The sequence below is a fragment of the Acidovorax sp. GW101-3H11 genome (assembly GCF_001633105.1).
Classification (GTDB): domain Bacteria; phylum Pseudomonadota; class Gammaproteobacteria; order Burkholderiales; family Burkholderiaceae_C; genus Acidovorax.
The window spans coordinates 50,250-70,866 of sequence record NZ_LUKZ01000032.1; the positions used below are offsets into that span (position 1 = coordinate 50,250).

The 20,617-nt window shown below is 65.8% G+C and carries 21 protein-coding genes; 10 read left to right on the forward strand and 11 right to left on the reverse strand.

Features of this window, described 5'->3' with window-relative positions; translation table 11 throughout:
• Window positions 1–22: 22 nt before the first annotated feature.
• Window positions 23–1,474 carry an aldehyde dehydrogenase family protein gene (locus A1D30_RS22620; RefSeq protein WP_063462988.1) on the reverse strand — a complete coding sequence of 484 codons (1,452 nt, stop codon included), beginning with the start codon at window positions 1,472–1,474 and terminating at the stop codon, window positions 23–25.
• 144 nt (window positions 1,475–1,618) lie between these two features.
• Between A1D30_RS22620 and A1D30_RS22625 the strand changes: the two genes are divergently transcribed.
• Entirely contained in the window at window positions 1,619–2,581 is a 963-nt protein-coding gene (locus tag A1D30_RS22625; RefSeq protein WP_063462989.1) for a LysR substrate-binding domain-containing protein, read from the forward strand.
• Window positions 2,582–3,727: 1,146 nt separating this feature from the next.
• Here the strand turns inward: A1D30_RS22625 and A1D30_RS22630 are convergent.
• Window positions 3,728–4,549 carry an SDR family oxidoreductase gene (locus A1D30_RS22630; RefSeq protein WP_063462990.1) on the reverse strand — a complete coding sequence of 274 codons (822 nt, stop codon included), beginning with the start codon at window positions 4,547–4,549 and terminating at the stop codon, window positions 3,728–3,730.
• 120 nt (window positions 4,550–4,669) lie between these two features.
• Here A1D30_RS22630 and A1D30_RS22635 point away from each other — a divergent pair, with 120 nt between their 5' ends.
• Window positions 4,670–5,620: an SMP-30/gluconolactonase/LRE family protein gene (locus A1D30_RS22635; RefSeq protein WP_063462991.1), complete on the forward strand. Its 951-nt coding sequence runs from the start codon at window positions 4,670–4,672 to the stop codon at window positions 5,618–5,620.
• Window positions 5,621–5,811: 191 nt separating this feature from the next.
• Window positions 5,812–6,753 (forward strand): aldose 1-epimerase, encoded by a 942-nt coding sequence (locus A1D30_RS22640; protein WP_063462992.1) that lies wholly within the window; start codon window positions 5,812–5,814, stop codon window positions 6,751–6,753.
• A 72-nt stretch (window positions 6,754–6,825) separates the two neighbouring features.
• Here the strand turns inward: A1D30_RS22640 and A1D30_RS22645 are convergent, their stop codons facing one another.
• Entirely contained in the window at window positions 6,826–7,674 is an 849-nt protein-coding gene (locus tag A1D30_RS22645; RefSeq protein WP_063462993.1) for a nucleotidyl transferase AbiEii/AbiGii toxin family protein, read from the reverse strand.
• Window positions 7,671–8,252 carry an AbiEi antitoxin N-terminal domain-containing protein gene (locus A1D30_RS22650; RefSeq protein ID WP_199866035.1) on the reverse strand — a complete coding sequence of 194 codons (582 nt, stop codon included), beginning with the start codon at window positions 8,250–8,252 and terminating at the stop codon, window positions 7,671–7,673. Before A1D30_RS22650 ends, A1D30_RS22645 begins: the two co-directional genes overlap by 4 nt.
• A gap of 234 nt (window positions 8,253–8,486) precedes the next feature.
• Here A1D30_RS22650 and A1D30_RS26560 point away from each other — a divergent pair, with 234 nt between their 5' ends.
• On the forward strand, window positions 8,487–8,771 hold the full coding sequence (locus A1D30_RS26560) for a hypothetical protein (RefSeq protein ID WP_242422014.1): 285 nt from the start codon (window positions 8,487–8,489) through the stop codon (window positions 8,769–8,771).
• Window positions 8,772–9,064: 293 nt separating this feature from the next.
• Here A1D30_RS26560 and A1D30_RS22660 read toward each other — a convergent pair whose 3' ends face one another.
• The gene (locus tag A1D30_RS22660) at window positions 9,065–9,706 is read right to left on the reverse strand and encodes a TetR/AcrR family transcriptional regulator (RefSeq protein ID WP_063462996.1); all 642 of its coding nucleotides are present in this window, start codon (window positions 9,704–9,706) and stop codon (window positions 9,065–9,067) included.
• 95 nt (window positions 9,707–9,801) lie between these two features.
• On the opposite strand from A1D30_RS22660, the gene A1D30_RS22665 reads away from it, so the two are divergent.
• Together A1D30_RS22665 and A1D30_RS22670 are read left to right on the forward strand one after the other, a co-directional pair.
• Complete coding sequence (locus A1D30_RS22665; RefSeq protein ID WP_063462997.1) at window positions 9,802–10,695, forward strand: NAD(P)/FAD-dependent oxidoreductase; 894 nt, start codon at window positions 9,802–9,804, stop codon at window positions 10,693–10,695.
• 148 nt (window positions 10,696–10,843) lie between these two features.
• A complete protein-coding gene (locus A1D30_RS22670) occupies window positions 10,844–11,308 on the forward strand; it encodes an isoprenylcysteine carboxylmethyltransferase family protein (protein WP_063462998.1) in 465 nt (154 codons plus the stop codon).
• A 52-nt stretch (window positions 11,309–11,360) separates the two neighbouring features.
• Here A1D30_RS22670 and A1D30_RS22675 read toward each other — a convergent pair whose 3' ends face one another.
• On the reverse strand, window positions 11,361–12,305 hold the full coding sequence (locus A1D30_RS22675; protein ID WP_063462999.1) for a LysR family transcriptional regulator: 945 nt from the start codon (window positions 12,303–12,305) through the stop codon (window positions 11,361–11,363).
• A gap of 97 nt (window positions 12,306–12,402) precedes the next feature.
• Here A1D30_RS22675 and A1D30_RS22680 point away from each other — a divergent pair, with 97 nt between their 5' ends.
• On the forward strand, window positions 12,403–13,614 hold the full coding sequence (locus tag A1D30_RS22680; RefSeq protein WP_063463000.1) for an MFS transporter: 1,212 nt from the start codon (window positions 12,403–12,405) through the stop codon (window positions 13,612–13,614).
• A 110-nt stretch (window positions 13,615–13,724) separates the two neighbouring features.
• Here A1D30_RS22680 and A1D30_RS22685 read toward each other — a convergent pair whose 3' ends face one another.
• Entirely contained in the window at window positions 13,725–14,324 is a 600-nt protein-coding gene (locus tag A1D30_RS22685; RefSeq protein WP_063463001.1) for a hypothetical protein, read from the reverse strand.
• 243 nt (window positions 14,325–14,567) lie between these two features.
• On the opposite strand from A1D30_RS22685, the gene A1D30_RS22690 reads away from it, so the two are divergent.
• The gene (locus tag A1D30_RS22690; RefSeq protein WP_242422013.1) at window positions 14,568–15,764 is read left to right on the forward strand and encodes an MFS transporter; all 1,197 of its coding nucleotides are present in this window, start codon (window positions 14,568–14,570) and stop codon (window positions 15,762–15,764) included.
• Between the two features lie 18 nt (window positions 15,765–15,782).
• On the opposite strand, the gene arsB is transcribed toward A1D30_RS22690, so the two are convergent.
• The 4 genes from arsB to A1D30_RS22710 form a co-directional block, all read right to left on the reverse strand.
• A complete protein-coding gene (gene arsB, locus A1D30_RS22695) occupies window positions 15,783–16,805 on the reverse strand; it encodes an ACR3 family arsenite efflux transporter (protein WP_063463003.1) in 1,023 nt (340 codons plus the stop codon).
• Between the two features lie 273 nt (window positions 16,806–17,078).
• On the reverse strand, window positions 17,079–17,585 hold the full coding sequence (locus A1D30_RS22700) for an arsenate reductase ArsC (RefSeq protein ID WP_063463004.1): 507 nt from the start codon (window positions 17,583–17,585) through the stop codon (window positions 17,079–17,081).
• 13 nt (window positions 17,586–17,598) lie between these two features.
• Window positions 17,599–18,090 (reverse strand): ArsI/CadI family heavy metal resistance metalloenzyme, encoded by a 492-nt coding sequence (locus tag A1D30_RS22705; protein WP_063463019.1) that lies wholly within the window; start codon window positions 18,088–18,090, stop codon window positions 17,599–17,601.
• 50 nt (window positions 18,091–18,140) lie between these two features.
• Window positions 18,141–18,467: a metalloregulator ArsR/SmtB family transcription factor gene (locus tag A1D30_RS22710; RefSeq protein ID WP_063463005.1), complete on the reverse strand. Its 327-nt coding sequence runs from the start codon at window positions 18,465–18,467 to the stop codon at window positions 18,141–18,143.
• A 295-nt stretch (window positions 18,468–18,762) separates the two neighbouring features.
• On the opposite strand from A1D30_RS22710, the gene A1D30_RS22715 reads away from it, so the two are divergent.
• Complete coding sequence (locus tag A1D30_RS22715; RefSeq protein ID WP_063463006.1) at window positions 18,763–19,818, forward strand: methionine ABC transporter ATP-binding protein; 1,056 nt, start codon at window positions 18,763–18,765, stop codon at window positions 19,816–19,818.
• 14 nt (window positions 19,819–19,832) lie between these two features.
• Entirely contained in the window at window positions 19,833–20,498 is a 666-nt protein-coding gene (locus tag A1D30_RS22720; RefSeq protein ID WP_055397552.1) for a methionine ABC transporter permease, read from the forward strand.
• The last annotated feature ends 119 nt before the right edge of the window (window positions 20,499–20,617 follow it).

The window sequence follows — 20,617 nt, forward strand, 5'->3', positions numbered from 1 at the left end:
AGAAAGAACAAAAGAAGGAGGCTCAGGCCAGCATGTAGCCCGTCTTGACGGTGGTGTAGAACTCGGCCGCGTAGCGCCCCTGCTCGCGGGCGCCGTAGCTCGACTCCTTGCGGCCCCCAAAAGGCACATGAAAGTCCACACCCGCCGTGGGCAGGTTCACCATGGTCATGCCCACGGCGGCGTGGCGCTTGAAGTGCATGGCGCGCTTGAGCGATGTGGTGCAGATGCCCGCGCACAGACCAAACGGCGTGTCGTTGGCCAGGGCCAGCGCGTGGTCGTAGTCGTCGGCCCGCAGCACGCAAGCCACGGGGCCAAAGATTTCCTCGCGCGCCACGCGGTGCTCGGGGCGGGCCAGGAAGAGGGCGGGGCTCATGTAATGGCCTGGGGTGGGGCGCTCCAGGCGCTCGCCACCCCAGACATGCTCCGCCCCCTCGCTTTTTGCAATGTCGATGTAGCCCAGGTTTTGCGCCAGCTGGTTGTCGTCCACCACCGGGCCCATCTCGGTGCCACGCTCCAGCGCGTGGCCCACTTTCAGGCTGGCCAGCCGGTTGCGCAGGCGCGCCACAAAGGCGTCGTGCACCTCGGCTTCGACAATGAGGCGGCTCGACGCCGTGCAGCGCTGGCCGGTGGAGAAGTACGAGCCCTGCAGCGCGCAGTCCACCGCCTGATCCAGGTCGGCGTCGGCCAGCACGATGAGCGGGTTCTTGCCGCCCATCTCCAGCTGCACCTTGGCGCGGCGCTGGCTGGCGGCGCGCAGGATGCGGTCGCCCGTGGCCACCGACCCAGTAAAGCTCAGCGCGTTGACCAGTGGGTGGTCCACCAGCGTCTGACCCACCTCGCGGCCGCTGCCCATGATGAGGTTGAACGCACCGGCGGGCAGGCCGCTGCGGCTGATGATTTCGGCCAGCGCCCAGCCACAGGCGGGCACCAGCTCGGCGGGCTTGAACACCACGGTGTTGCCGTAGGCCAGGGCTGGGGCGATCTTCCAGGCCGGGATGGCGAACGGGAAGTTCCACGGCGCGATGATGCCCACCACGCCCACGGGCTCGCGGGTCACGTCCACCTGCACGCCCTGGCGCACAGAGGCCAGCAGCTCGCCCTGGATGCGCAGCGCCTCGCCCGCAAAGAACTTGAAGATCTGCCCGCTGCGCGCCACCTCGGCCACGCCTTCGGGCAGGGTCTTGCCTTCTTCACGGGCCAGCAGCGCACCCAGCTCGTCCTTGCGTGCCAGCAGCTCGCTGCCGATCATGTCCAGCACGTCGGCGCGGCGTTGGGGGGTGCTCTGGCTCCAGGTGGGCAGGGCGTCGGCTGCGGCGCGCACGGCCAGCTCGGTCTGGTTGCGGTCGGCGCGGGCATATTCGGCCACCACCTCGCGGGTGTCCGACGGGTTGGTGCTGATGCCGGTGGTGGTGCCGATTTCCCACCGGCCATTGATCAGGTGCCGGGGGCTGAGCTGGAGGTCGCCGAGCTTCATGGAGAGGGGCCTTTGTTGCAGTTGCGGCGAAGTCTAGGCAAGGTTTTGATATCACTCCAATCATTTTTTAGACAAAATACATATCGTTCTTCGCATTCTGGAAAACCCCTCCCTTTTCTCGCCCTCTCTCCCTTCCTTCCTTCCATGAGCACCTACAACCACTGGTTCATCCGCGCCCGCCTCAAGACGCGCCAACTGCTGCTGCTGGTGGCCCTGGCCGAAGAAGGCAACATCCACCGCGCCGCCCAGGTGCTCAGCATGACCCAGCCCGCCGCGTCCAAGCTGCTCAAGGACCTGGAGGACGTGCTGGAGGTGTCGCTGTTTGACCGCCTGCCGCGCGGCATGCGCCCCACCTGGTATGGCGAAACGATGATTCGCCACGCACGCATGGCCCTGGCCAACCTGAACCAGGCGCACGACGAGATCGGTGCACTCAAACGCGGGCACTACGGCCAAGTGGGCATCGGCGCCATCACTTCACCCGGCCTGAGCCTGCTGCCCGCCGCTGTGGCGCAGGTCAAGCAGGAGCACCCCAGCCTGCGCATCTCGCTCGACATCGAGACCAGCCCGGTGCTGCTGGAGCGGCTGGAGCAGGGCAAGCTCGACATCGTGGTGGGCCGCCTGTACGAGGAGCACGATAAGGAGAACCTGCGTTATGAGTCGTTGACGGAGGAGCTGGTCTGCGCCATGACGCGCCCGGGCCACCCGCTGTCGAGCATGAGCGGGCTGACGCTGCGCGATGTGGTGTCGGCCAGCTGGATCGTGCCGCCTGCGGGCAGCGTGCTGCGGCACCGCTTTGACCTGATGTTTCAGCAGGACGGGCTGGCGCCGCCGCTGCACACGGTGGAGACATCGGCCCTGCTGTTCATCACGCGCATGCTGCAGCAGAGCGACATGATTGCGGTGGTGGCGGAGGATGTGGCGCGCTATTACGCGGCGCATGGGATCGTGACGGTGTTGCCACTGGCGATGCCGTGCCATATGGATGCGTTCGGAATCATCACGCGGTCGGACCGGCTGTTGTCGCCGGCGGCGAAGGTGATGATGAAGGCGTTGAAGCAGACGAGTCTGGTGCAGTACGGGCGGAGGTTGGAGGTGGGGGATTGATTTTTGGATGAAAATCGCTTCTGCCGCCTGCTGGTAAAGCGTTGATAGCTATTGTTTTTGTAGTGGATGCCTACTGGCTGTGAGGGGCGGGTCTGTCGAAGTTCATGTGGCTTGCGAACCGTTCGGGCTGAGCTGGTCGAAGCCTTGGTGTTCTGGTTTGGAAGGCGTGCTGGGGTTGAGGGCGGGAGCCGGGTTGTCGCCCCGGCAGGCGACTCACTTTCTTTTGCTTCGCCAAAAGAAAGTAAGCAAAGAAAAGGCGACCCCCAGTCTGCGACCCCTGCGCTGCGCTACGGGGCAAACCNTTTGGAAGGCGTGCTGGGGTTGAGGGCGGGAGCCGGGTTGTCGCCCCGGCAGGCGACTCACTTTCTTTTGCTTCGCCAAAAGAAAGTAAGCAAAGAAAAGGCGACCCCCAGTCTGCGACCCCTGCGCTGCGCTACGGGGCAAACCTGCGGCGGGGCGATTGCGGGGTGCGCCGTGGAACTCGCTTTGCTGCTACGCAGCGCCGCTCGAACAACCACGGCGAGTCAGAGCACGAAGCACGCGCGCTCCGACGCGCGTGCCACCCCGCAACCGCCCCGCCGCAGGCGCAGCCAGCAGGGGGTGGACAGCCGAGCAGCCACCCGGGCCTTTGCTTCGCTCGGCCCCATCTCGCGGGCGCAAGCGCCACGCACCACGCGCTGCGCAGGCGGGGCCGAGCGCAGCGATGGCCCGTGTGGATGTCCGATTCGCGGGTCCCCTTCACGATGCGCCGAGGAGCACAGGGCGTGGGGCGGCACGGGCGTCGGAGCGCCCGTGCTTCGTGAACTGACTCGCTGCGGTTGTCCGAGCGAAGCGCGCAGCGCGTAGCGAGTTCCGCAGCGCGCCCCACGCACGAGCACCGCAGGTTGCCCGCAGCGAAGCGAAGGGACGCAGCGTGTAGGGTCGCCCTTTCTTTGGTGACTTTCTTTCGGCGACGCGAAAGAAAGTTACTGCGCCGCCGGGCGCACACCCCGGCCTCCGCCTTCAACCCAAGCATGCTTGTCAAACCAGCCCGCCAAGGCTTCGACACGCTCAGCCCGAACGGCTCGGAGGGCGCTAGCAACTACAAAAATAATAGCTACCAGCGCTTAATGGATAAGCGCCAGAGCCCAAAAAAACCTCAAAACCTCAAACCCACCCCGCATCCACCTTGAACTCCTGCGCCGTACACATCGCCGCATCATCCGACGCCAAAAACAACACCATCCGTGCAATGTCATGCGGCCGCAGCTTGTCTGGCAAACACTGGTTGCGCGCCAGTTCCTTCTCGCCCTCGGCGTCCAGCCACAGCTTGATCTGCCGCTCCGTCATCACCCACCCCGGCGACACCGTGTTGATGCGGATCCGGTCCTGCCCCAGCGTCTTGGCCAGCCCGCGCGTGAGGCCGTTCACCGACGACTTGGCAATGGCATAGCAGGGGTAGCCCGTACCCTTGCCTTGCCAGCCGGTGGAGCCCAGGTTGATCACCGAGCCCGCGCCCAGCCTGCGCATGCCGGGCACCACGGCCTGGATGGCGAAGAAGGCGGGGCGTTCGTTGATGGCCATGCGCTCGTCGTAGTACTCCGGCGTCACGGACTCCAGCGTATGCCGGTCGTCGCTGGCCACGTTGTTCACCAGCACCGCAAAGTCGCTGCCCAGCTCGGCCGCTGCATCGGCCATGCAGGCTTGCAGGGCTTGCACATCGCGCACATCACACACACGCCACCAGGGGCGGGGCAGGCCCGCGTCGGCGATGTGCTGGGCCAGGGCCTCGCTGGCCTCGCGGGCCACGTCCACAAAGGCCACGCGGGCGCCCTGTTCGGCAAACGCCGCCACGATGGCCGCGCCAATGCCGCTGCCGCCGCCCGTCACAAACACGGCGCGGCCCTGCAGGCTGGGGAACTTTGCCAGGCCCTGGGGGGCGCCCGTGGCGTCGGTCGAGGAAGAGGAGGGGGCAAAAAGCTGTGTCATATCAATATTGCAATCAATCAATGGCAAAAAATTTCATTTCAAGCATCAATTGGCGTTGATAAGATGCCGTTCGTCAAGTGCCTGGCGGCAGGCCGATACAAAAAAAGACCGGAGACACGCATGCGCCCCTTTCTGGATACCCCCTTCTCTCCGCCCGAGGGCGCTGCCTTTTCCGCGCCCGTCACAGGCGCCGTGCGCTGCGTGATCGCACTGGGCAACGCGCTGGGCGAAGGCGTGCTCTGGTCGGTGCGCGAGCAGGCCGTGTACTGGGTGGACATCCTTGGTCGCGAGCTGCACCGCTGGGACCCGGCCACCGGCGCCCACCAGCGCTGGACGTTTGACGAAGAGATCTCCGCCATTGCCGAACGCGCGCACGCGCCGGGCTTCATCGTCACGCTGCGCCGGGGTTTTGCGCTGTTCGACCCGGCCACCGACATGGCGCCGCGCTACCTGCACCAGCCCGAGCCCGACCGCGCGGGCAACCGCTTCAACGACGGCAAGTGCGATGCACAAGGGCGCTTCTGGGCGGGCTCCATGGACTTCGCGTGCGAGGCGCCCACGGGCGCACTCTACCGCTATGACTCCGACGGCAGTTGCACCCGCCACGACGACGGCTTTGCCGTGACCAACGGCCCCACCTGGTCTGGCACGGGGCAGGGCGCGGCCATGTTTTTCAACGCCACCATCGAAGGCAACACCTACCGCTACGACAGCGATCTGGCCACAGGCACCGTGTCCAACAAAACGCTGTGGAAGCATTGGCTGCCCGAAGACGGCCTGCCCGACGGCATGACCACCGACGCGCAGGGCCGCCTGTGGATTGCACACTGGGGCGGCTGGTGCGTGACCTGCCACGACCCGGTCACCGCCGCCGAGCTGGGCCGCGTGCGCTTGCCGGTCAGCCAGGTCACCACCTGCGCGTTTGGCGGCGCAGACCTGCGCACACTGTTCATCAGCTCCGCGCGGGTAGGCCTCACGCCCGAGCAGCTGGCGGCCGAGCCGCTGGCCGGGGCCCTGTTTGCGGTGGACACCGACAGCCTGGGCCTGCCCGCCCATCCATTTGGCGGCTGAGAGCGGCTCACAAAACCCTTCTGGCGTCGTTGCCGCGTCTTGTCGTACTAACTCGTACTGCCTGCGACGCGGCGCCTGGCCAGAACCGCTTCGCTGGGTTTTGTTATCCGCTCTCAGCACTGAAGAACGCAGCCCTGCGCGCTCTGCCAACCCGCAATCCCTGTCAACACCCCAAAGAAAGCACACCGCCCATGACCGAGGCCGCATCCCCCCATCCCATCGTCTGGCTGCACCACGCGGGGCAGCACTTGGGCCTGGTGCCTACCCTCGGCGGCAGCGTGGCGGCCTGGCAGATCGACGACCCGCAAGAGGCGGGCGCGCGCATCGACCTGTGGCGCCCGTGGGACGGCTCCACGCCCGATCTGTATCAGCTTGCGTCCTTCGCCATGGTGCCCTGGTCCAACCGCATCAGCGGCGGCGGGTTTGAGCACGCGGGCCAGTTCCACCCCATGCGCCCCAACCGCGTGGGCGAGCCGTACCCCATCCATGGCGATGGCTGGCTGCAGCCCTGGCAGATCACCCAGCCCGCGCCCGACACGCTGCAAATGCAACTACGCTCACAGCGCTTTGACGGCAACCCCTACGAGTACGAATGCGTGCAGACCTTCCGCCTGGTGGACGGCGGCCTGGACCAGTCGATGCAGGTGCGCCACCTGGGCGCGCAGCCGCTGCCCTACGGCCTGGGCCTGCACCCCTGGTTTCCGCGCACTCCCGGCACGCGTATCACGGCGCCGGTGCAGGGCGTGTGGCTGTGTGGCGACGACCCCTTGCCCACAGAGCACACGCAGCACTTCCCGCCCGGCTGGGACTTGAACAGCGGCGCGCCCGCCAACGGCGGCTTGATCGACAACGCCTACACCGGCTGGGGCGGCACCGCGCAGATTGACTGGCCCGAGCGCGGCCTGCGCCTCACGGCCCGCATGCCTGATTTTGAAAAAGACGGCGGCACGGCACACCACTACTGCCTGGTCTACCGCCCCCCGCAGGGCCCCGCGTTCTGCTTCGAGCCCATCACCCAGCCCATCGACGCCTTCCACCAGCCGGGGCAGCCGGGCCTGCGCACGCTGGGGCAGGGCGAGACGATGGTGATGAATGTGCAGTGGCGCTACGCGCACCGCCCGCAAGGGCATTGATGGCGTCTGCCTGCTGTGGGGTGTGGGCACCCCCGATCAGCCCCATGGCATGACCCCCGTGGCTCCATCGCTTCACAGCGTCTGTAGCTTCTTGAATTCGCTGCGCAGCAACCCCACCACCTCTGCAAGGTCCAGGGCTTGCAGGCGGTTCTTTTTCAGAAACGCGGCCCATTGTTTCTGCTTGGCCGCATCTTGTGCAAACGCATCGCTCAGGCCTGAGGGAATGGCATGGGGCAAGGCCAATTGGCGCCGATGGAACGTGGCGGCCACTGCGCGGCGCAGTTCTTGCGGGTCCAACACGCCTTCGGTCAGCAACACCCACAGGTCAAAGTAGTCCTTCATGCGCGTGTTGGCCATGCCCAGCAGGCACACCGCATGAAACTTCTCCGCTACCACCGTGTACTTGGGGTAAGCGCGCAACTGGGGCGCGGGCAGGTCCTGCAGCAGCACCGGGTAGTGCACCGCCTCGGGCGCCGGGGTCACCGCGTCGCCAAAGCCAATGTCCACTTGCAACGCAATGCGTGCCCCATCCAGTGTGGCTAGAAGGTCCACCCGCACACCGCCATACCCCGCCTCTTTGCGAATGGTGGTGCCTTTGACCGAGGCCGGTTCAAACGCCATTCCATCGTCCACCTCAATCTGGCACATCTCGCGGAACGCCAGCACGGCGGATTCGATGTCGTCTGGCCCAAAGCCCAACAGGTCCGCATCGCGCGTGGGCCGGTGGGGCTGGTCAAACCACAGCGAGAACAGCAGGGCGCCTTTGAGCAGATAGCGGTTGGCGTGCGGCGAGATCGACAGCCGGTACAGCAGCCGCTCCAGCCCGTAGCGGGTCAGCGTCAGGTTGAAATCCTGTTGGCGCGCATCGGCATGCTGCTTAAGCCGCGCGCGGATGGAGGCCCCCACATTGCGCTGGCTCATGCCGTCACGCTTTCCAGATAAGGCCGCACTACATTGGCCACGCGGTTCACTGTGGCGTAGTGCCACAGGGCATCCATGGGCAACTTGCCTTGCTGCCAGCCGTCACGCAGCGCCTCCAGCGCTACATCCAGCCCGATCTTGTTGCGGTATTTGAAGCAGTCCGCCACCGTCTTGGCGGCGTTGAACACGGGCACCTGCACGCCGTCAATCTCCACCAGGTCCACGCCTTCGGTCAGCGCCGCGCCAGACATGCGCACCACCCGCAGCGCGGGTTGCTCCAGGCGCGGGGTGGGCGTGTTGGGGGGTATCGCCATCCACACCTCAAACGGCGCCTGCGTGCCAATGCCATGCACGCGCAGGGCGGAGAGCAAACACACCACGCCCTTGGGTATGCGCAGCGCCACCTCGGCCAGCGAGCGGTGTTCGCTGAGCGCCCGGCCCGGCAGGCTGTACACACCGCGTGCCACGCGTTCGAGCTTGCCTGCGGCGACCAGCCGGGTCAGCAGCACCGTGGGCAGGCCATGCGCACTCAGGTCGCGCGCGCGCAGCAGGGGGTGGTGCTGGGCAAGCGCAAGCACTGTGCTTGTTTGGGAGGTGGATGGGGTTGGAGACACGCTACGAGTTTGTTGTTTTTGCTAGTTGTTTGTCAATAAATAACTAGAAAATACAACAAACTGTCTAGACCTTGCAAAGAGAACTGCTGCGCGCGACCCGTTCGGCAACGCGCCCGACCCGGTGCCAATGGCAGCGGCGCAAAAGCCGCGCACGGCACCCAGCGATTTGACCGGCTGGGTGAGCGGGGGCGAAGGGCGCTGCATTCCTTCGCCGCGCTGGATGCCGAATTTGTGGGCAGCGGCGGCAACTGGCCGGTGATCGCGAGGGCGTTGTGGAAGGAGAGCGTCATCACCGCCCAGGCCTTTGACACGGCCTGCCTGCTGCGGGCGTTTGGCACCCTGATCGGCAACACCGACATGCACAGCGGCAATCTGTCGTGCTTGTCAGAGGGGCACAGGCCTTACGAGCTGGCGCCTGTTTGCGACATGACGCCCATGGCGTTCGCACCCACGGCTGGGGGGCGGATCGGACGCTTGAACTGACGGTGGGGGAGCAGGTCAGTGCGGCGGCGTGTAAAGAGGCGCTTGCAATGGCCCAGGTGTTTGTTCGGCGGTTGGAGGGCGAGGAGGGATTTAGCGCGGACTTCGACGCGTGCAAGGTCGAGTTGCTGTGCCACGTGATCGTGGCATCTGAGCGTATTGGGCGGCTTGCGGTTTAGAGGGGCGACCAGCGCTGCCGCGCATTACTCCATCATTTTGAGGTCAGCGGCGCACTTGCAGGCGGTCTGCGCTGCCCGGCGCGCACTCGCGGCGCCCTTCTGCATGGCAGGGTCTGACTACGCGCCGTAGGCCGCCATAAAGACCCGTACGGCCTCGCGCAGAAGAGCTTTGTTTTCCCGAGAATCCGGCTTTTCGAGCATCAGTAGTCCGCGAAAGTGCCCCGAGCCTAGGAACATCGACAGGAACAGGTCCGCCGCCTGAAGCGGGTTCCGCACCTTCAGCATGCCCGCCAAGTGGGCGCTCCGCAGGTACGCAGCCAGTTCGCTGGTTGCACGTTCCGGGCCTACCTTGTAAAACTCGCGGCAGACTTCCGGTTGCGCCCCCGCGACTCCGTAGACGGAGCGCAACGCGCCAAGCGCGTCGTCCCCACGCGTCAGTGCAAGAAACCGGGCGCCGATCACCAGCAGCGCCTTCTCCGGCTCGGTCGGGTCCAGCGCCCCGGCGCCAGGGACGTCAGCCACCACCATCGCCGTCCTGTCGCGCACGACTGCGTGGAACAGCCCCTCCTTGGAGCCGAAGTTGTTGTACAGGGTCATCTTGGACACACCAGCGTCCGCTGCGATGGCATCCACGCTGGCACGCTCCAGGCCATGCTCATTGAAGTGTTTTTGTGCCGCCTCCATGATGCGCCGCACACGCACAGGATCGCGTGGTCGGCCACGTTGGGACTTGGGCGTGGGCGATAGGGCGGTGGGCATGGTTTATATAGTGGACTTGACGGTCCATTATATATATCCTACATTACTGTACTTGAAAGTCCAATAATCAACCAACCTACACGGAGCCCATCACCATGGATGACGTCATCATCATCGGCGGCAGCTTTGCTGGCCTCGCCGCCGCCCTGCAACTCGGCCGAGCCCGCCGCAAGGTCACGGTCCTCGATACTGGTCGGCCGCGCAATCGCTTCGGTCATCACTCGCATGGCCTGCTCGGCCACGATCACAAGCCACCGCTGGACATCCTGGCCGAGGCGCGGCAGCAGCTGGCGCGTTATCCCGCGATCAGGCTGGTCAGTGCCCGGGCCGAGAGCGTGTCTGGCGCCATCGACGATTTCTGCGTCGTCACTGACGATAACGAAAGCCTCAGGGCGCGCCGTCTGATCCTGAGCTATGGCGTTGCCGACCAGATGCCCAATGTTCCAGGCTTTGCCGAAAGCTGGGGCAAGTCCATCGTGCCGTGTCCCTATTGCGACGGTTTTGAAGTCGCCGACCAGCATTGGGGTGTCCTCTGGTCGGGTCCGCAGTCACACCAGTCCGTCAGGCTGTTCCGCGATTGGACTGACAAGCTGACGGTCTTTGCCGATGGCCATGACATTGCGCCCGACGTCCTGGCCGATCTGGCGCGCCGCAACATCCCAGTTGCCGATGGCCGGATCGTCGAGATCGCCCACCAGCAGGGCCACATCGCCACCGTCAATCTCGATACCGGCCGCAACGTCGCGGTCGATATCCTGTTTGCCCAGCCGCGCAACAAGCCGTCCGCAAGCCTGCACGAATCATTGGGCCTTGCCACGGTCGATACGCCCACCGGCATCGTCCTCAAGGTTGACGAGCGCCGCCAAACCAGCATGCCTGGCACCTACGCAGCTGGCGACCTCGCGACGCCCTTTTTGCCCTCGGTCACCCAGTCAACATGGCAGGGCGCGATGGCGGGCATCTTTGCCCAGCAGTCAATGGTGGTTTGAAGACACTGATCACCCCTTTGGGGGTTGCTGTGGGCTGTTGCTAGAAACACGTCGTGGCGAGGAAGCAAGCCGCAACACTTGCCGCTGATTCGGTGGGTATGTAGCTATGCATGCTGGGCACGACCTCATCATGGAGTGATACGGTGATATGAGCTTGCTTGAACTGAAGGTTCCGCCCCCCATCGTTGCGCTTGTCCTGGCGCTTCTCATGTGGATGACGACGCCATCCGTCGTAGGCCTCTTGCAGTTGCCCCATCCGGTCAGCGTGCTCTGCTCTGTTGTCTTGGTGTGCGTTGGCCTGAGCATCAGCTTTGCTGGAGTTTTTGCGTTTCGGCGCGCCAAGACCACAGTGAGTCCGACCAAGGCAAGTTCGGCGTCTTCTTTGGTTGTCCAAGGCGTCTACAGATACACGCGCAATCCCATGTACGTCGGTTTCTTGCTAACCCTGTTGGCCTGGGCAGTGTTTCTGGAAAATCCGCTTGCTGTCCTATGGGCTCTGGTGTTTGTGCTTTACATCACCCGGTTCCAAATCATCCCGGAAGAACGCGTGTTGGCTTCTCTCTTTGGAGCAGAGTACGAGGCATACAAAGGGAGAGTACGCAGATGGCTGTGAGGCCTGATGGTCTGCAAGCACTTTCTCCGGTCCCTGTCACTAGCCTCGCATCTCACCCCACCGCCCGCATCCCCACCAACCCCGGCATCGCCCCCCGCATTGCCTCCAAAAACAATCGCAGCCGCGCCGGATAAAACCGCGCATACGGATACACCAAGTACACCGGCAGCGGCGCCGCGTGCCAGTTGGGCACCAGGTGCAGCAAGTTCCCCTGCCGCACGTCGTTGTCCACGATCCACGCCGATGAAATACACGCCCCCAGCCCCGCCAGGGCGGCGCTGCGCAGGGCGTACAGGCTGTCGGTGGCCAAACGCGGGGTGATGCCGAAGGTGTGGGCCTCGCCACCGGGCTCTTGGGTCAGTGTGACCTCGCGGCGGTAGAAGGTGCTCAGGGCCAGCCAGGGCAGGGGTCGCAGGTCTTGCGCGTGCTGGGGCGTGGGGCGCCCGGCCATCAGGGCGGGGGCGGCCAGCACGATGCGGGGCACTTCGGCCAGGCGCACTGCGACCACGCTGGGGTCGTCCACCGCGCCGACCTGGATGGAGCAGTCGATGCCTTCGGCGATGAAGTTGGGGCGGCGGTCGTGCAGCATCCACTCCACGTCCACCTCGGGGTAGCGGCGCAGGTAGGCCATCAGCGGGGCGATGAACTGGTCTTGCCCAAAGGCGTGCGGCGCCAGCACGCGCAGGGTGCCGCGCGGGGTGTCGGCCGTGCCGCGCAGGTCGTCCTCCATGGCGCGCCAGTCTTCCAGCAGCGCCTTGGCGTGGGCAAAGCAGCGGTCGCCGTCTTCCGTCAGCTTCATCACATGGGTAGATCGCTGCAGCAGCTTGATGCCCAGGCTGCGTTCCAGCGCCTGCAGGCGGCGGCTCACGGTGGGCTGGCTGGTGCCCAGTTGCTGAGCGGCGGCAGACAGGCTGCCGGCCTCGACGATGCGGACAAAGGTCTGCATCAGCTCGATGCGGTCGGCGCCTGGTTGCAGCGCTGATGGGGTGGTGCTCATACGCCAAGCGTATAACGAATCTGCAGTTCAGCCTACTACCCAGCGTGGAGGCGCGCTAGAACAATCGCACCATTACTTTTCAACCGATGGTGTTGTGATGTCTTCCATTCAAAGTGTGCATGCAAGTGGCGCGGCGGACGCTGCCCCGGTGAGTGCGCCGCTGCTGTTGCTGCTGGCGACCACGGCGGGGCTCAGCGTGGCGTCGCTGTATTACAGCCAGCCCATGCTGGGTGTGCTGGGGCCCGACATGCAGGCCGACAGCCGCGTGGTGGGGCTAGTGCCCACGCTCACGCAGCTGGGGTATGCGCTGGGCATCTTGCTGCTGGCGCCGCTGGGTGACCGGTTTGACCGGCGCCGCATCATCGTCATCAAGTCCATCGCGCTGATGCTGGCGCTGCTGCTGAGCGGCCTGGCACCCGGCATGGGCGCGCTGCTGGCGGCCAGCCTGGCCGTGGGCCTGGCGGCCACGGTGGCGCAAGACGTGGTGCCTGCCGCCGCCACGCTGGCCCAGGCGGCGCAGCGCGGGCGCATGGTGGGCATGGTGATGACGGGGCTGTTGCTGGGCATCTTGTTGTCGCGCGTGGTCAGCGGCTTTGTGGCGCAGCAGTGGGGCTGGCGCACGGTGTATGTGGCGGCGGCGGTGGCCATTGCGCTGCTGACGGTGGCCGTGTGGCGCGGGCTGCCGCGCTTTGCGCCCACCACGCAGATGGGTTACGGCGCGCTGATCGGCTCGATGGTGGCGCTGTGGCGCCAGCACGCGGCGCTGCGCCGTGCGGCCTGGGCGCAGGGGTTGGTGGCGGTGGGCTTCAGTGCGTTCTGGTCCACGCTGGCGGTGATGTTGCACACCCAGTTCAACCTGGGCACGGCAGCGGCCGGGGCGTTCGGGCTGGCAGGGGCTGCGGGTGCGCTGGCCGCACCGCTGGCCGGGCGCCTGGCCGACAAGCGCGGGCCGGAGGTGGTCACTCGCTACGGCACGGGGCTGGCGGCTGCGTCGTTTGCGGTGATGGCGCTGGCGCCGTTACTGCCTGCGCAGGCGCAGCTGGGCTTGATCGTGCTCAGCGCCACCGGCTTTGACTTTGGCGTGCAGGCCACGCTGGTGGCGCACCAGACCATCGTGTACGGCATCGACCCTGCGGCGCGCAGCCGGCTCAATGCGCTGCTGTTCACGGGCATGTTCATCGGCATGTCGGCCGGGGCGGCGCTGGGCGCCTTGGTGCTGGCGCAGTGGGGCTGGCTCGGGGTGGTGGGGCTGGCCACCGTGTCGTCACTGGCGGCCCTGGGGGTGCGGGTGGCGCGGCGGGCCGAATGATTTGAATAAAAAAGGGCTCTGCCGCCTGATGGGTAAGCGCTAGTAGCTATCAAAAAAAGAGCAACCAGGGAGCCGCTCTTTCTTTCTTCTGGGCCACCTTGCCGGTGGCCTCAGGCCTTCTTCACTTCAATGTGATACAGCCCCCAGGGGCACAGGCCAAAGCGTTCCTTCACCGGCTTGTCCTTGAAGGCGGGCAGCACATCGGCGTCGTACACCGCCCACTGCGGGCCCAGGCCGCCCAGGGCCATGGGCTGGCCGTCGATGTGGGTGGCGACGATCATGCGGTAGGCCTGCACGTCGGCCATGCTGATGGTGACGTTGTAGCCGTCCACCGCGCGCAGCACCAGCTGCACGGGGCTGCCAGCGGCCACACCGGCTGCGGCCAGCACGGTGGTGAGTAGGGGGCCTTTGAGCGTGTGGGGCTTGCTGTCGTATTCGAGCGTGGGCTTGATGGTGACGGCGGGCATGCGCTGCAGGGCGGCGGCGTCCAGCGCGTGGGCCTTGTCGAACTGGATGCCGTGTTTGCCCATCATCTGGTCGATGGTGGCATCGAGCGCGCCCCGGTTGGGCTGGCTGATGGCGCCGCTGATGGTGAGCAGGGCGGGGCTGGTGGATGTTTTGGCGGGTGGGGCGGCGTGGCTGCTGGTGGTGGCAGCGGTCCACAGGCCTGCCAGGCCGACGCTGGCGGCCACAAAGTTTCTTTTGTTCATGCGCGGTTTCTCCTTGTGTGTTGTTTGCCTGGTTGATTGATCGATGGATGGGGCGCATCAATCCGGGGCGCATGGTAAGCGCAGGACTGGCGCTTGCCACCCAAAAAAGTGTCAGTACCTGTGTGCGTGTGCCGCATGTGCCGTGTATGCCGTGTGGCATGCGTGCCCTGTGGCCTTCAACCCCCAGGGTGCATGGCGCACCCCGCCAGCGCGCAGGCGCGCGCCGCACCACAATCGGCGCCCATGACTTCTTCTTCGACGATGCTGCGGCTGATCAGCTTGGCGGCCTTTTGCAGCATGGCGTCCATGCGTGTGTGCGACCCGATGCTGGTGGCACTGTCCCTTGAGTACAAGATCACCACGGGCGATGCATCGGCCGTGATTGCGGCGTTTGCCGTTGCTTACGGCGTGCTGCAGCTGGTGTATGGCCCGCTGGGCGACCGGGTGGGCAAGGTGCGCGTGATCATCGGCGCCACGGCGGCCTGTGCGGTGTTCAGCGCCATGACGGCGCTGGCGCCCAGCTTCAGCCTGCTGGTGGTGGCGCGTGCAGGAATGGGCGCGGCGGCGGCCGGGATCATTCCGCTGTCGATGGCGTGGATTGGCGATGAGGTGGCCTACGAGCAGCGGCAAGAGACATTGGCGCGCCTGATGGTGGCCACGGTGACCGGGATGATGGCGGGCCAGTGGTTTGGCGGCTTTGCCACCGAAACGCTGGGCTGGCGTGCGGCGCTGGGTGTGCTGGCCGTGCTGTTCTTCACGGCGGCCACGCTGCTGCTGCGCCATGCACGTGCCAGTGGGGCGCTGCGTCCGGTGGTGGTGCCGGGCGCACCGGCGTTCTCGCTGGCCAACTACCTGGCGGGCACCCTGGCGCTGCTGCGCATCCCGCGCGTGCGCTGGGTGCTGACGGTGGTGGCGATTGAGGGCGCTCTCGCGTTTGGCACGCTGGCCTTTGTGCCCGCGCGCATGGTCGATGGCTTTGGCCTGTCGGCCTCGGCCGCTGGCGGGGTGATGGTGCTGTATGGCGTGGGCGGGCTGATCTACAGCGTGTTTGCGCGGCGCTGGCTGGCGGCGCTGGGCGAGCGGGGGCTGGCCGTGCTGGGGGCCAGCTTCATTGCCATAGGCCTGCTCTCGCTGGCGTGGGCGCCTGCGGTGGGTTGGGCCATGCTGGGCTGCTTCTTGGCGGGCATCGGCTTTTACATGCTGCACAACACGCTGCAGGTGCAGGCCACCCAGATGGCGCCGGAGGCGCGGGGCACGGCGGTGACGCTGTTTGCGTGCCTGCTGTTCCTCGGGCAGTCCACGGGCGTGCTGCTGGTGGCCTTCTGTGTGGACCGAGGATGGCTGCCGCCAGTGTTCACGGCGGCGGCGGTGGGGGTGTTTGTGCTGGGGCTGCTGATCTCGCGCCGGGTGCAGGCGCGTGGGGCGGTTGCAGGCGCGTGATCACCCCGCCAGTGGTTGTCAGCCCCGCGCCTCGTACCAGCCCTTGCTGCGGTTGACCACGGCCACCACCAGCAGCATCACCGGCACCTCGATCAGCACGCCCACCACGGTGGCCAGCGCTGCACCGGAGTGAAAGCCAAACAGGCTGATCGCCGTGGCCACGGCCAGCTCGAAGAAGTTGGACGCGCCGATCAGCGCCGAGGGGCAGGCGATGTTGTGCTTTTCGCCCACGGCGCGGTTCAGGCCGTAGGCCAGGGCCGAGTTGAACAACACCTGGATCAGGATGGGCACGGCCAGCAGGGCGATCACCAGCGGCTGCTGCAGGATGGCTTCGCCCTGAAAGGCGAACAGCAGTACCAGCGTGGCCAGCAGGGCGGCGATGGACCAGGGCCCGGTGCGCGCCACGGCGGCGTCGAAGGCGGCCTGGCCCTTGCGCAGCAGTCGCTTGCGCAGCCATTGGGCGATCACCACGGGGATCAGGATGTACAGCACCACCGAGGTGAGCAGCGTGTCCCACGGCACGGTGATGGCCGACAAGCCGAGCAAGAATGCCACCAGCGGCGCAAACGCCACGATCATGATGCTGTCGTTGAGCGCCACCTGCGACAGCGTGAACAGCGGGTCGCCCCCGGTGAGTCGGCTCCACACAAACACCATGGCCGTGCAGGGTGCTGCGGCCAGCAAGATGAGCCCGGCGATGTAGCTGTCGATCTGGTCGGCAGGCAGGTACGGCGCAAACCAGTGGCGGATGAACAGCCAGCCCAGCAGCGCCATCGAAAACGGCTTGACCAGCCAGTTGACGAACAGCGTCACGCCAATGCCGCGCACGTGCTGGCGCACCTCGGCCAGCGCGCCAAAGTCCACCTTCAGCAGCATGGGGATGATCATCACCCAGATGAGCAGGCCCACCGGCAGGTTGACGCGCGCCACCTCCAGCGCGCCCACGGCGCGCGCCGCGCCGGGCAGCCACTGGCCCAGCGCAATGCCCACCACGATGCACAGCAGCACCCAGACGGTGAGGTAGCGCTCGAACACCGCCATGCCGGCGGCCGGGGAGGGGGGCAGCGCACTGACAGCAGCACGTTGTAAAGGGCTTGGTGGCAGGGTCATTTCAGTGGTCCATTCAGTTATCCATTGCGCTGCGCGCCACCCGCGATGCATGCAACTGGCGCGCTCTAAACCAGCGCCCCCGCGCAAGGGCCGCCAAGCCGCACGCGCGGCGCATTGCTTGCGTGCGCTGGGGGCGTCCCCCTCCCGGCTCGCGCAGCGAGGCGAGAGAGGGGGAAGGCGCGAAGCGACTCAGGGGGTGTTTCATCATTGCTTGGGCAGGTTGCGGGCCGTGGCTTGCAGCGCGGTGGCGGCGAGCTTGTCGTCGGGCAGGTTCACCAGCAGCTCCAGGCGCTGCTTGATGGCGTGCAGGGTTTTGCGGAAGGCCTCGGCCTTGTCGGCGTCCGAGCCATCGCCCGCTGACGGGTCGGCATAGCCCCAGTGCGCCGTGGCCGGGTGGCCGGGCCAGAAGGGGCAGACCTCGCCCGCTGCGTTGTCGCACACGGTGATGATCAGGTCCATGTGCGGCGCACCGGGGGCGGCAAACTCGTCCCAGCTTTTGCTGCGCAGCCCTTCGGTGGGGATGCCCGCGTGGGCCAGCGCCTGCAGGCCCAGCGGGTGGGGCTGCTGGTTGTCGCGCGGGCTGCTGCCCGCTGAATAGGCCTTGAAGCGGCCCTGGCCCATGGAGTTAAGCAAGGCCTCGGCCAGGATGCTGCGGGCGGAGTTGTGCGTGCACAGAAACAGCACGTTCAAAGGATTGCGTGGGGTGCTCATCGTAGACCTGGGCTCAGCAGCATTTGTTGGGGTTGTTGGCGGTGGGGCCGCAGCAGGCGGCCTGGCCCGGCGCGGGGGCAGACGGTGCGCCCGTGGGGCAGCAGGCGGCCTGGGGTTGCTGTGCAGCGGCTTCGTTGAACACGGGGATGTTGCCCAGCGTGTGGAAGTGTTCCCAGGCCACGCCCTGCGGGTCGGTGATCCAGTGCTTGTCGCTGCGGGCGTAGCAGCAGGTGGTGGCGCCTTCGTCCAGCAGGGCCATGTCGGCGCCCTGGGCGCGGGCCTTGAGTTCGGCCAGCTCGTCGGCCTCGTCCACCTGAAAGCCCAGGTGGTCCACGCCGGGCTTGTCGCCCCGGGTGGAGATGGCGAAGTTCACGCGCGGGTCTTCGAGCATCCACTTGGCGTAGTCGGTCTCGACACGCGCAGGTTCGGCCGCGAACAGCCTGGAATAGAACGCGATGCTCTTGGCAAGGTCATCGACATGCATGTGGACGTGGAATCGCTTCATGGTGGTTTCCTTTCGGCTGTGGGTCGTGGGGTGGAAGTTGTTGGGGGCAATCAGCACTTGCAGGCGGCGGTGGCCTCGTCGGTCAGGCAGGCGGCGCCCTGGCAGCAGTTCTCGGTCAGGTAGGCCAGCAGGTCGTTCATGGTGGCAAACGAGGCGCGGTAGATCAGATTGCGGCCCTGGCGCTCCTGGCTCACCAGGCCCGCGTGGGTCAGCTCCTTGAGGTGGAACGACAGCGTGTTGGGCGCAATGCCCAACTGCTCGGACAGCCCGCCGGGCGTGAGCCCCTCCTGGCCCGCCACCACCAGGGCGCGGAACACCCGCAGGCGCACTTCCTGGGCGAGGGCGGCGAGGGATCGGATGACGTCGGTTTCTTGCATGATTCGATAATACAACAAAAGTTGAAATATAGAATTATTGTGTGATGCCGCGCCTGGAGTTGTCAGGAAAATTCAAGGAAAAATGCCAGTCTGCGCGCTATGGTATTGCTCTGATAGCTATGAATTTCATAGTTGTTGAAGTCTGTGTATCACGGTCTTCATAACTCAGCGATCTAATCACCCGATTTTTTAATCGTTTGTGAACTTACGATTCGCCGATACAGTCGCCCATCCTTTTCCAGACCCGCGCGGCAGCGGCCACTCACCGTGAGGCCGCTGCCGCGCACTGCTTTCCATGATCGATTTACGGGGTATCACCCAAACCTACCAGGGCCCACAAGGCCCCGTCGAGGCCCTGCGCGGCATCGACCTCACCATCCAGCCGGGCGAAGTGTTCGGCATCATCGGCAAGAGCGGCGCGGGCAAAAGCTCGCTGGTGCGCGTCATCAACCTGCTCAACCGGCCCACCACGGGCCAGGTCATCGTGGGCGGCCGTGACCTGACCCAGCTGAACGACGCGCAACTGCGCGAGGCCCGGCGCGAGATCGGCATGGTCTTCCAGCACTTCAATCTGCTGTCGTCGCGCACCGTGTTCGACAACGCCGCGCTGCCGCTGGAACTGGCGGGCATGAGCAAAACCGACATTCGCGAGCGCGTGAACCCGCTGCTGGAGCTGGTGGGCCTGGACCACCTGGCCGACCGCTACCCCGCACAGATCAGTGGCGGGCAAAAGCAGCGCGTGGGCATTGCGCGCGCACTGGCGAGCCGCCCCAAGGTGCTGCTGAGCGACGAAGCCACCTCGGCGCTGGACCCGGAGACGACCCGCTCCATCCTCGACCTGCTGCGCCAGGTCAACCGCGAGCTGGGCCTCACCGTGGTGCTCATCACCCACCAGATGCAGGTCATCAAGCAGGTGGCCGACCACGTGGCCGTGATCGAGGCGGGCCGCATCGTGGAGCAGGGCCGCGTGTTGGATGTGTTCACCCGCCCGCAGCAGGCCATCACCAAGAGCCTGATCGACGAGATCCTGCCGCAAGAGCTGCCCGTGAGCGTGCTCGACCATGTGCGCAAGCTCACCCGCCAGCTGGCCACCACGGCGCCCGACCACGCGGGGCGGCTGCTGCGGTTGTCGTACTCGGGCGACAGCGCCTACCAGCCCATCCTGTCGCAGCTGATCCGCGAGTTTGGTGTGGACATGAGCATCCTGCACGGCCAGGTGGACGAGATCCAGGACGAGACCTTCGGCTCGCTGGCCGTGTACGCCAGCGGCGAGCCCATGCAAGTGCGCGGCGCGGTGGAGCACCTGCGCGCTGGCGGCGTGGCGGTGCAAGAAGTCACTATTGAAATTTGAGGGAGCCGTAAGCCATGTTCGACCATTTCACTCCGGCCATGCTGGACCTCTTTGCCTCCTCGCTGTGGGAGACGCTCATCATGGTGGGCATCTCCGGCATCGTGGGCGGCCTCATCGGCGTGCCGCTGGGCGTGTTCCTGCGCCTCACGGACCATGGAGGTGTGCTGCAGAACGGTCCCGTCAACAAGCTCGTGGGCTGGCTGGTGAATGCCGTGCGCTCCACGCCTTTCATCATCCTGCTGGTGGCCATCATCCCCTTTACGCGCTTCATCACGGGTTCGTCCATCGGCACCGCTGCTGCCGTGGTGCCGCTGACGATTGCCGCTGCGCCGTTCGTCGCGCGCCTGGTCGAAGCCGCCTTGCGTGAGGTGGACCACGGCCTGGTCGAAGCCGCCCAGGCCATGGGCGCCACCACCAGCCAGATCGTGTGGAAGGTGCTGCTGCCCGAGGCGCTGCCCGGCATCGTGGCGGGCCTGACCATCACCTTCGTGAGCCTGACCGGCTACTCGGCCATGGCTGGAGCCATTGGCGGCGGCGGTTTGGGTGACCTCGGCATCCGCTACGGCTACCAGCGCTTTCTGCCCGAGATCATGCTGGCCGTAGTGCTGGTGCTGATCTTCTTTGTGCAGGCCGTGCAGAGCCTGGGGGACTGGGCGGTGCGCAGGTTGAGCCACCGGTAAATGTTGTTCTGCCCACTCTATTTGCTATTTATTTGATAGCTATAAAGAGATGATGGACGCGCGCAGACGGCCATTTTTTCTCTAAATATTGGCCCCAATCGTCACATCCATAGCCGCCC

Bases quoted from the DNA above. Each gene is read 5' to 3' on its own strand.
- A1D30_RS22620 (WP_063462988.1), bottom strand. From the start codon at position 1,474: ATGAAGCTCGGCGACCTCCAGCTCAGCCCCCGGCACCTGATCAATGGC.
- A1D30_RS22625 (WP_063462989.1), top strand. From the start codon at position 1,619: ATGAGCACCTACAACCACTGGTTCATCCGCGCCCGCCTCAAGACGCGC.
- A1D30_RS22630 (WP_063462990.1), bottom strand. From the start codon at position 4,549: ATGACACAGCTTTTTGCCCCCTCCTCTTCCTCGACCGACGCCACGGGC.
- A1D30_RS22635 (WP_063462991.1), top strand. From the start codon at position 4,670: ATGCGCCCCTTTCTGGATACCCCCTTCTCTCCGCCCGAGGGCGCTGCC.
- A1D30_RS22640 (WP_063462992.1), top strand. From the start codon at position 5,812: ATGACCGAGGCCGCATCCCCCCATCCCATCGTCTGGCTGCACCACGCG.
- A1D30_RS22645 (WP_063462993.1), bottom strand. From the start codon at position 7,674: ATGAGCCAGCGCAATGTGGGGGCCTCCATCCGCGCGCGGCTTAAGCAG.
- A1D30_RS22660 (WP_063462996.1), bottom strand. From the start codon at position 9,706: ATGCCCACCGCCCTATCGCCCACGCCCAAGTCCCAACGTGGCCGACCA.
- A1D30_RS22665 (WP_063462997.1), top strand. From the start codon at position 9,802: ATGGATGACGTCATCATCATCGGCGGCAGCTTTGCTGGCCTCGCCGCC.
- A1D30_RS22670 (WP_063462998.1), top strand. From the start codon at position 10,844: ATGAGCTTGCTTGAACTGAAGGTTCCGCCCCCCATCGTTGCGCTTGTC.
- A1D30_RS22675 (WP_063462999.1), bottom strand. From the start codon at position 12,305: ATGAGCACCACCCCATCAGCGCTGCAACCAGGCGCCGACCGCATCGAG.
- A1D30_RS22680 (WP_063463000.1), top strand. From the start codon at position 12,403: ATGTCTTCCATTCAAAGTGTGCATGCAAGTGGCGCGGCGGACGCTGCC.
- A1D30_RS22685 (WP_063463001.1), bottom strand. From the start codon at position 14,324: ATGAACAAAAGAAACTTTGTGGCCGCCAGCGTCGGCCTGGCAGGCCTG.
- A1D30_RS22690 (WP_242422013.1), top strand. From the start codon at position 14,568: ATGACTTCTTCTTCGACGATGCTGCGGCTGATCAGCTTGGCGGCCTTT.
- arsB (WP_063463003.1), bottom strand. From the start codon at position 16,805: ATGGCGGTGTTCGAGCGCTACCTCACCGTCTGGGTGCTGCTGTGCATC.
- A1D30_RS22700 (WP_063463004.1), bottom strand. From the start codon at position 17,585: ATGAGCACCCCACGCAATCCTTTGAACGTGCTGTTTCTGTGCACGCAC.
- A1D30_RS22705 (WP_063463019.1), bottom strand. From the start codon at position 18,090: ATGAAGCGATTCCACGTCCACATGCATGTCGATGACCTTGCCAAGAGC.
- A1D30_RS22710 (WP_063463005.1), bottom strand. From the start codon at position 18,467: ATGCAAGAAACCGACGTCATCCGATCCCTCGCCGCCCTCGCCCAGGAA.
- A1D30_RS22715 (WP_063463006.1), top strand. From the start codon at position 18,763: ATGATCGATTTACGGGGTATCACCCAAACCTACCAGGGCCCACAAGGC.
- A1D30_RS22720 (WP_055397552.1), top strand. From the start codon at position 19,833: ATGTTCGACCATTTCACTCCGGCCATGCTGGACCTCTTTGCCTCCTCG.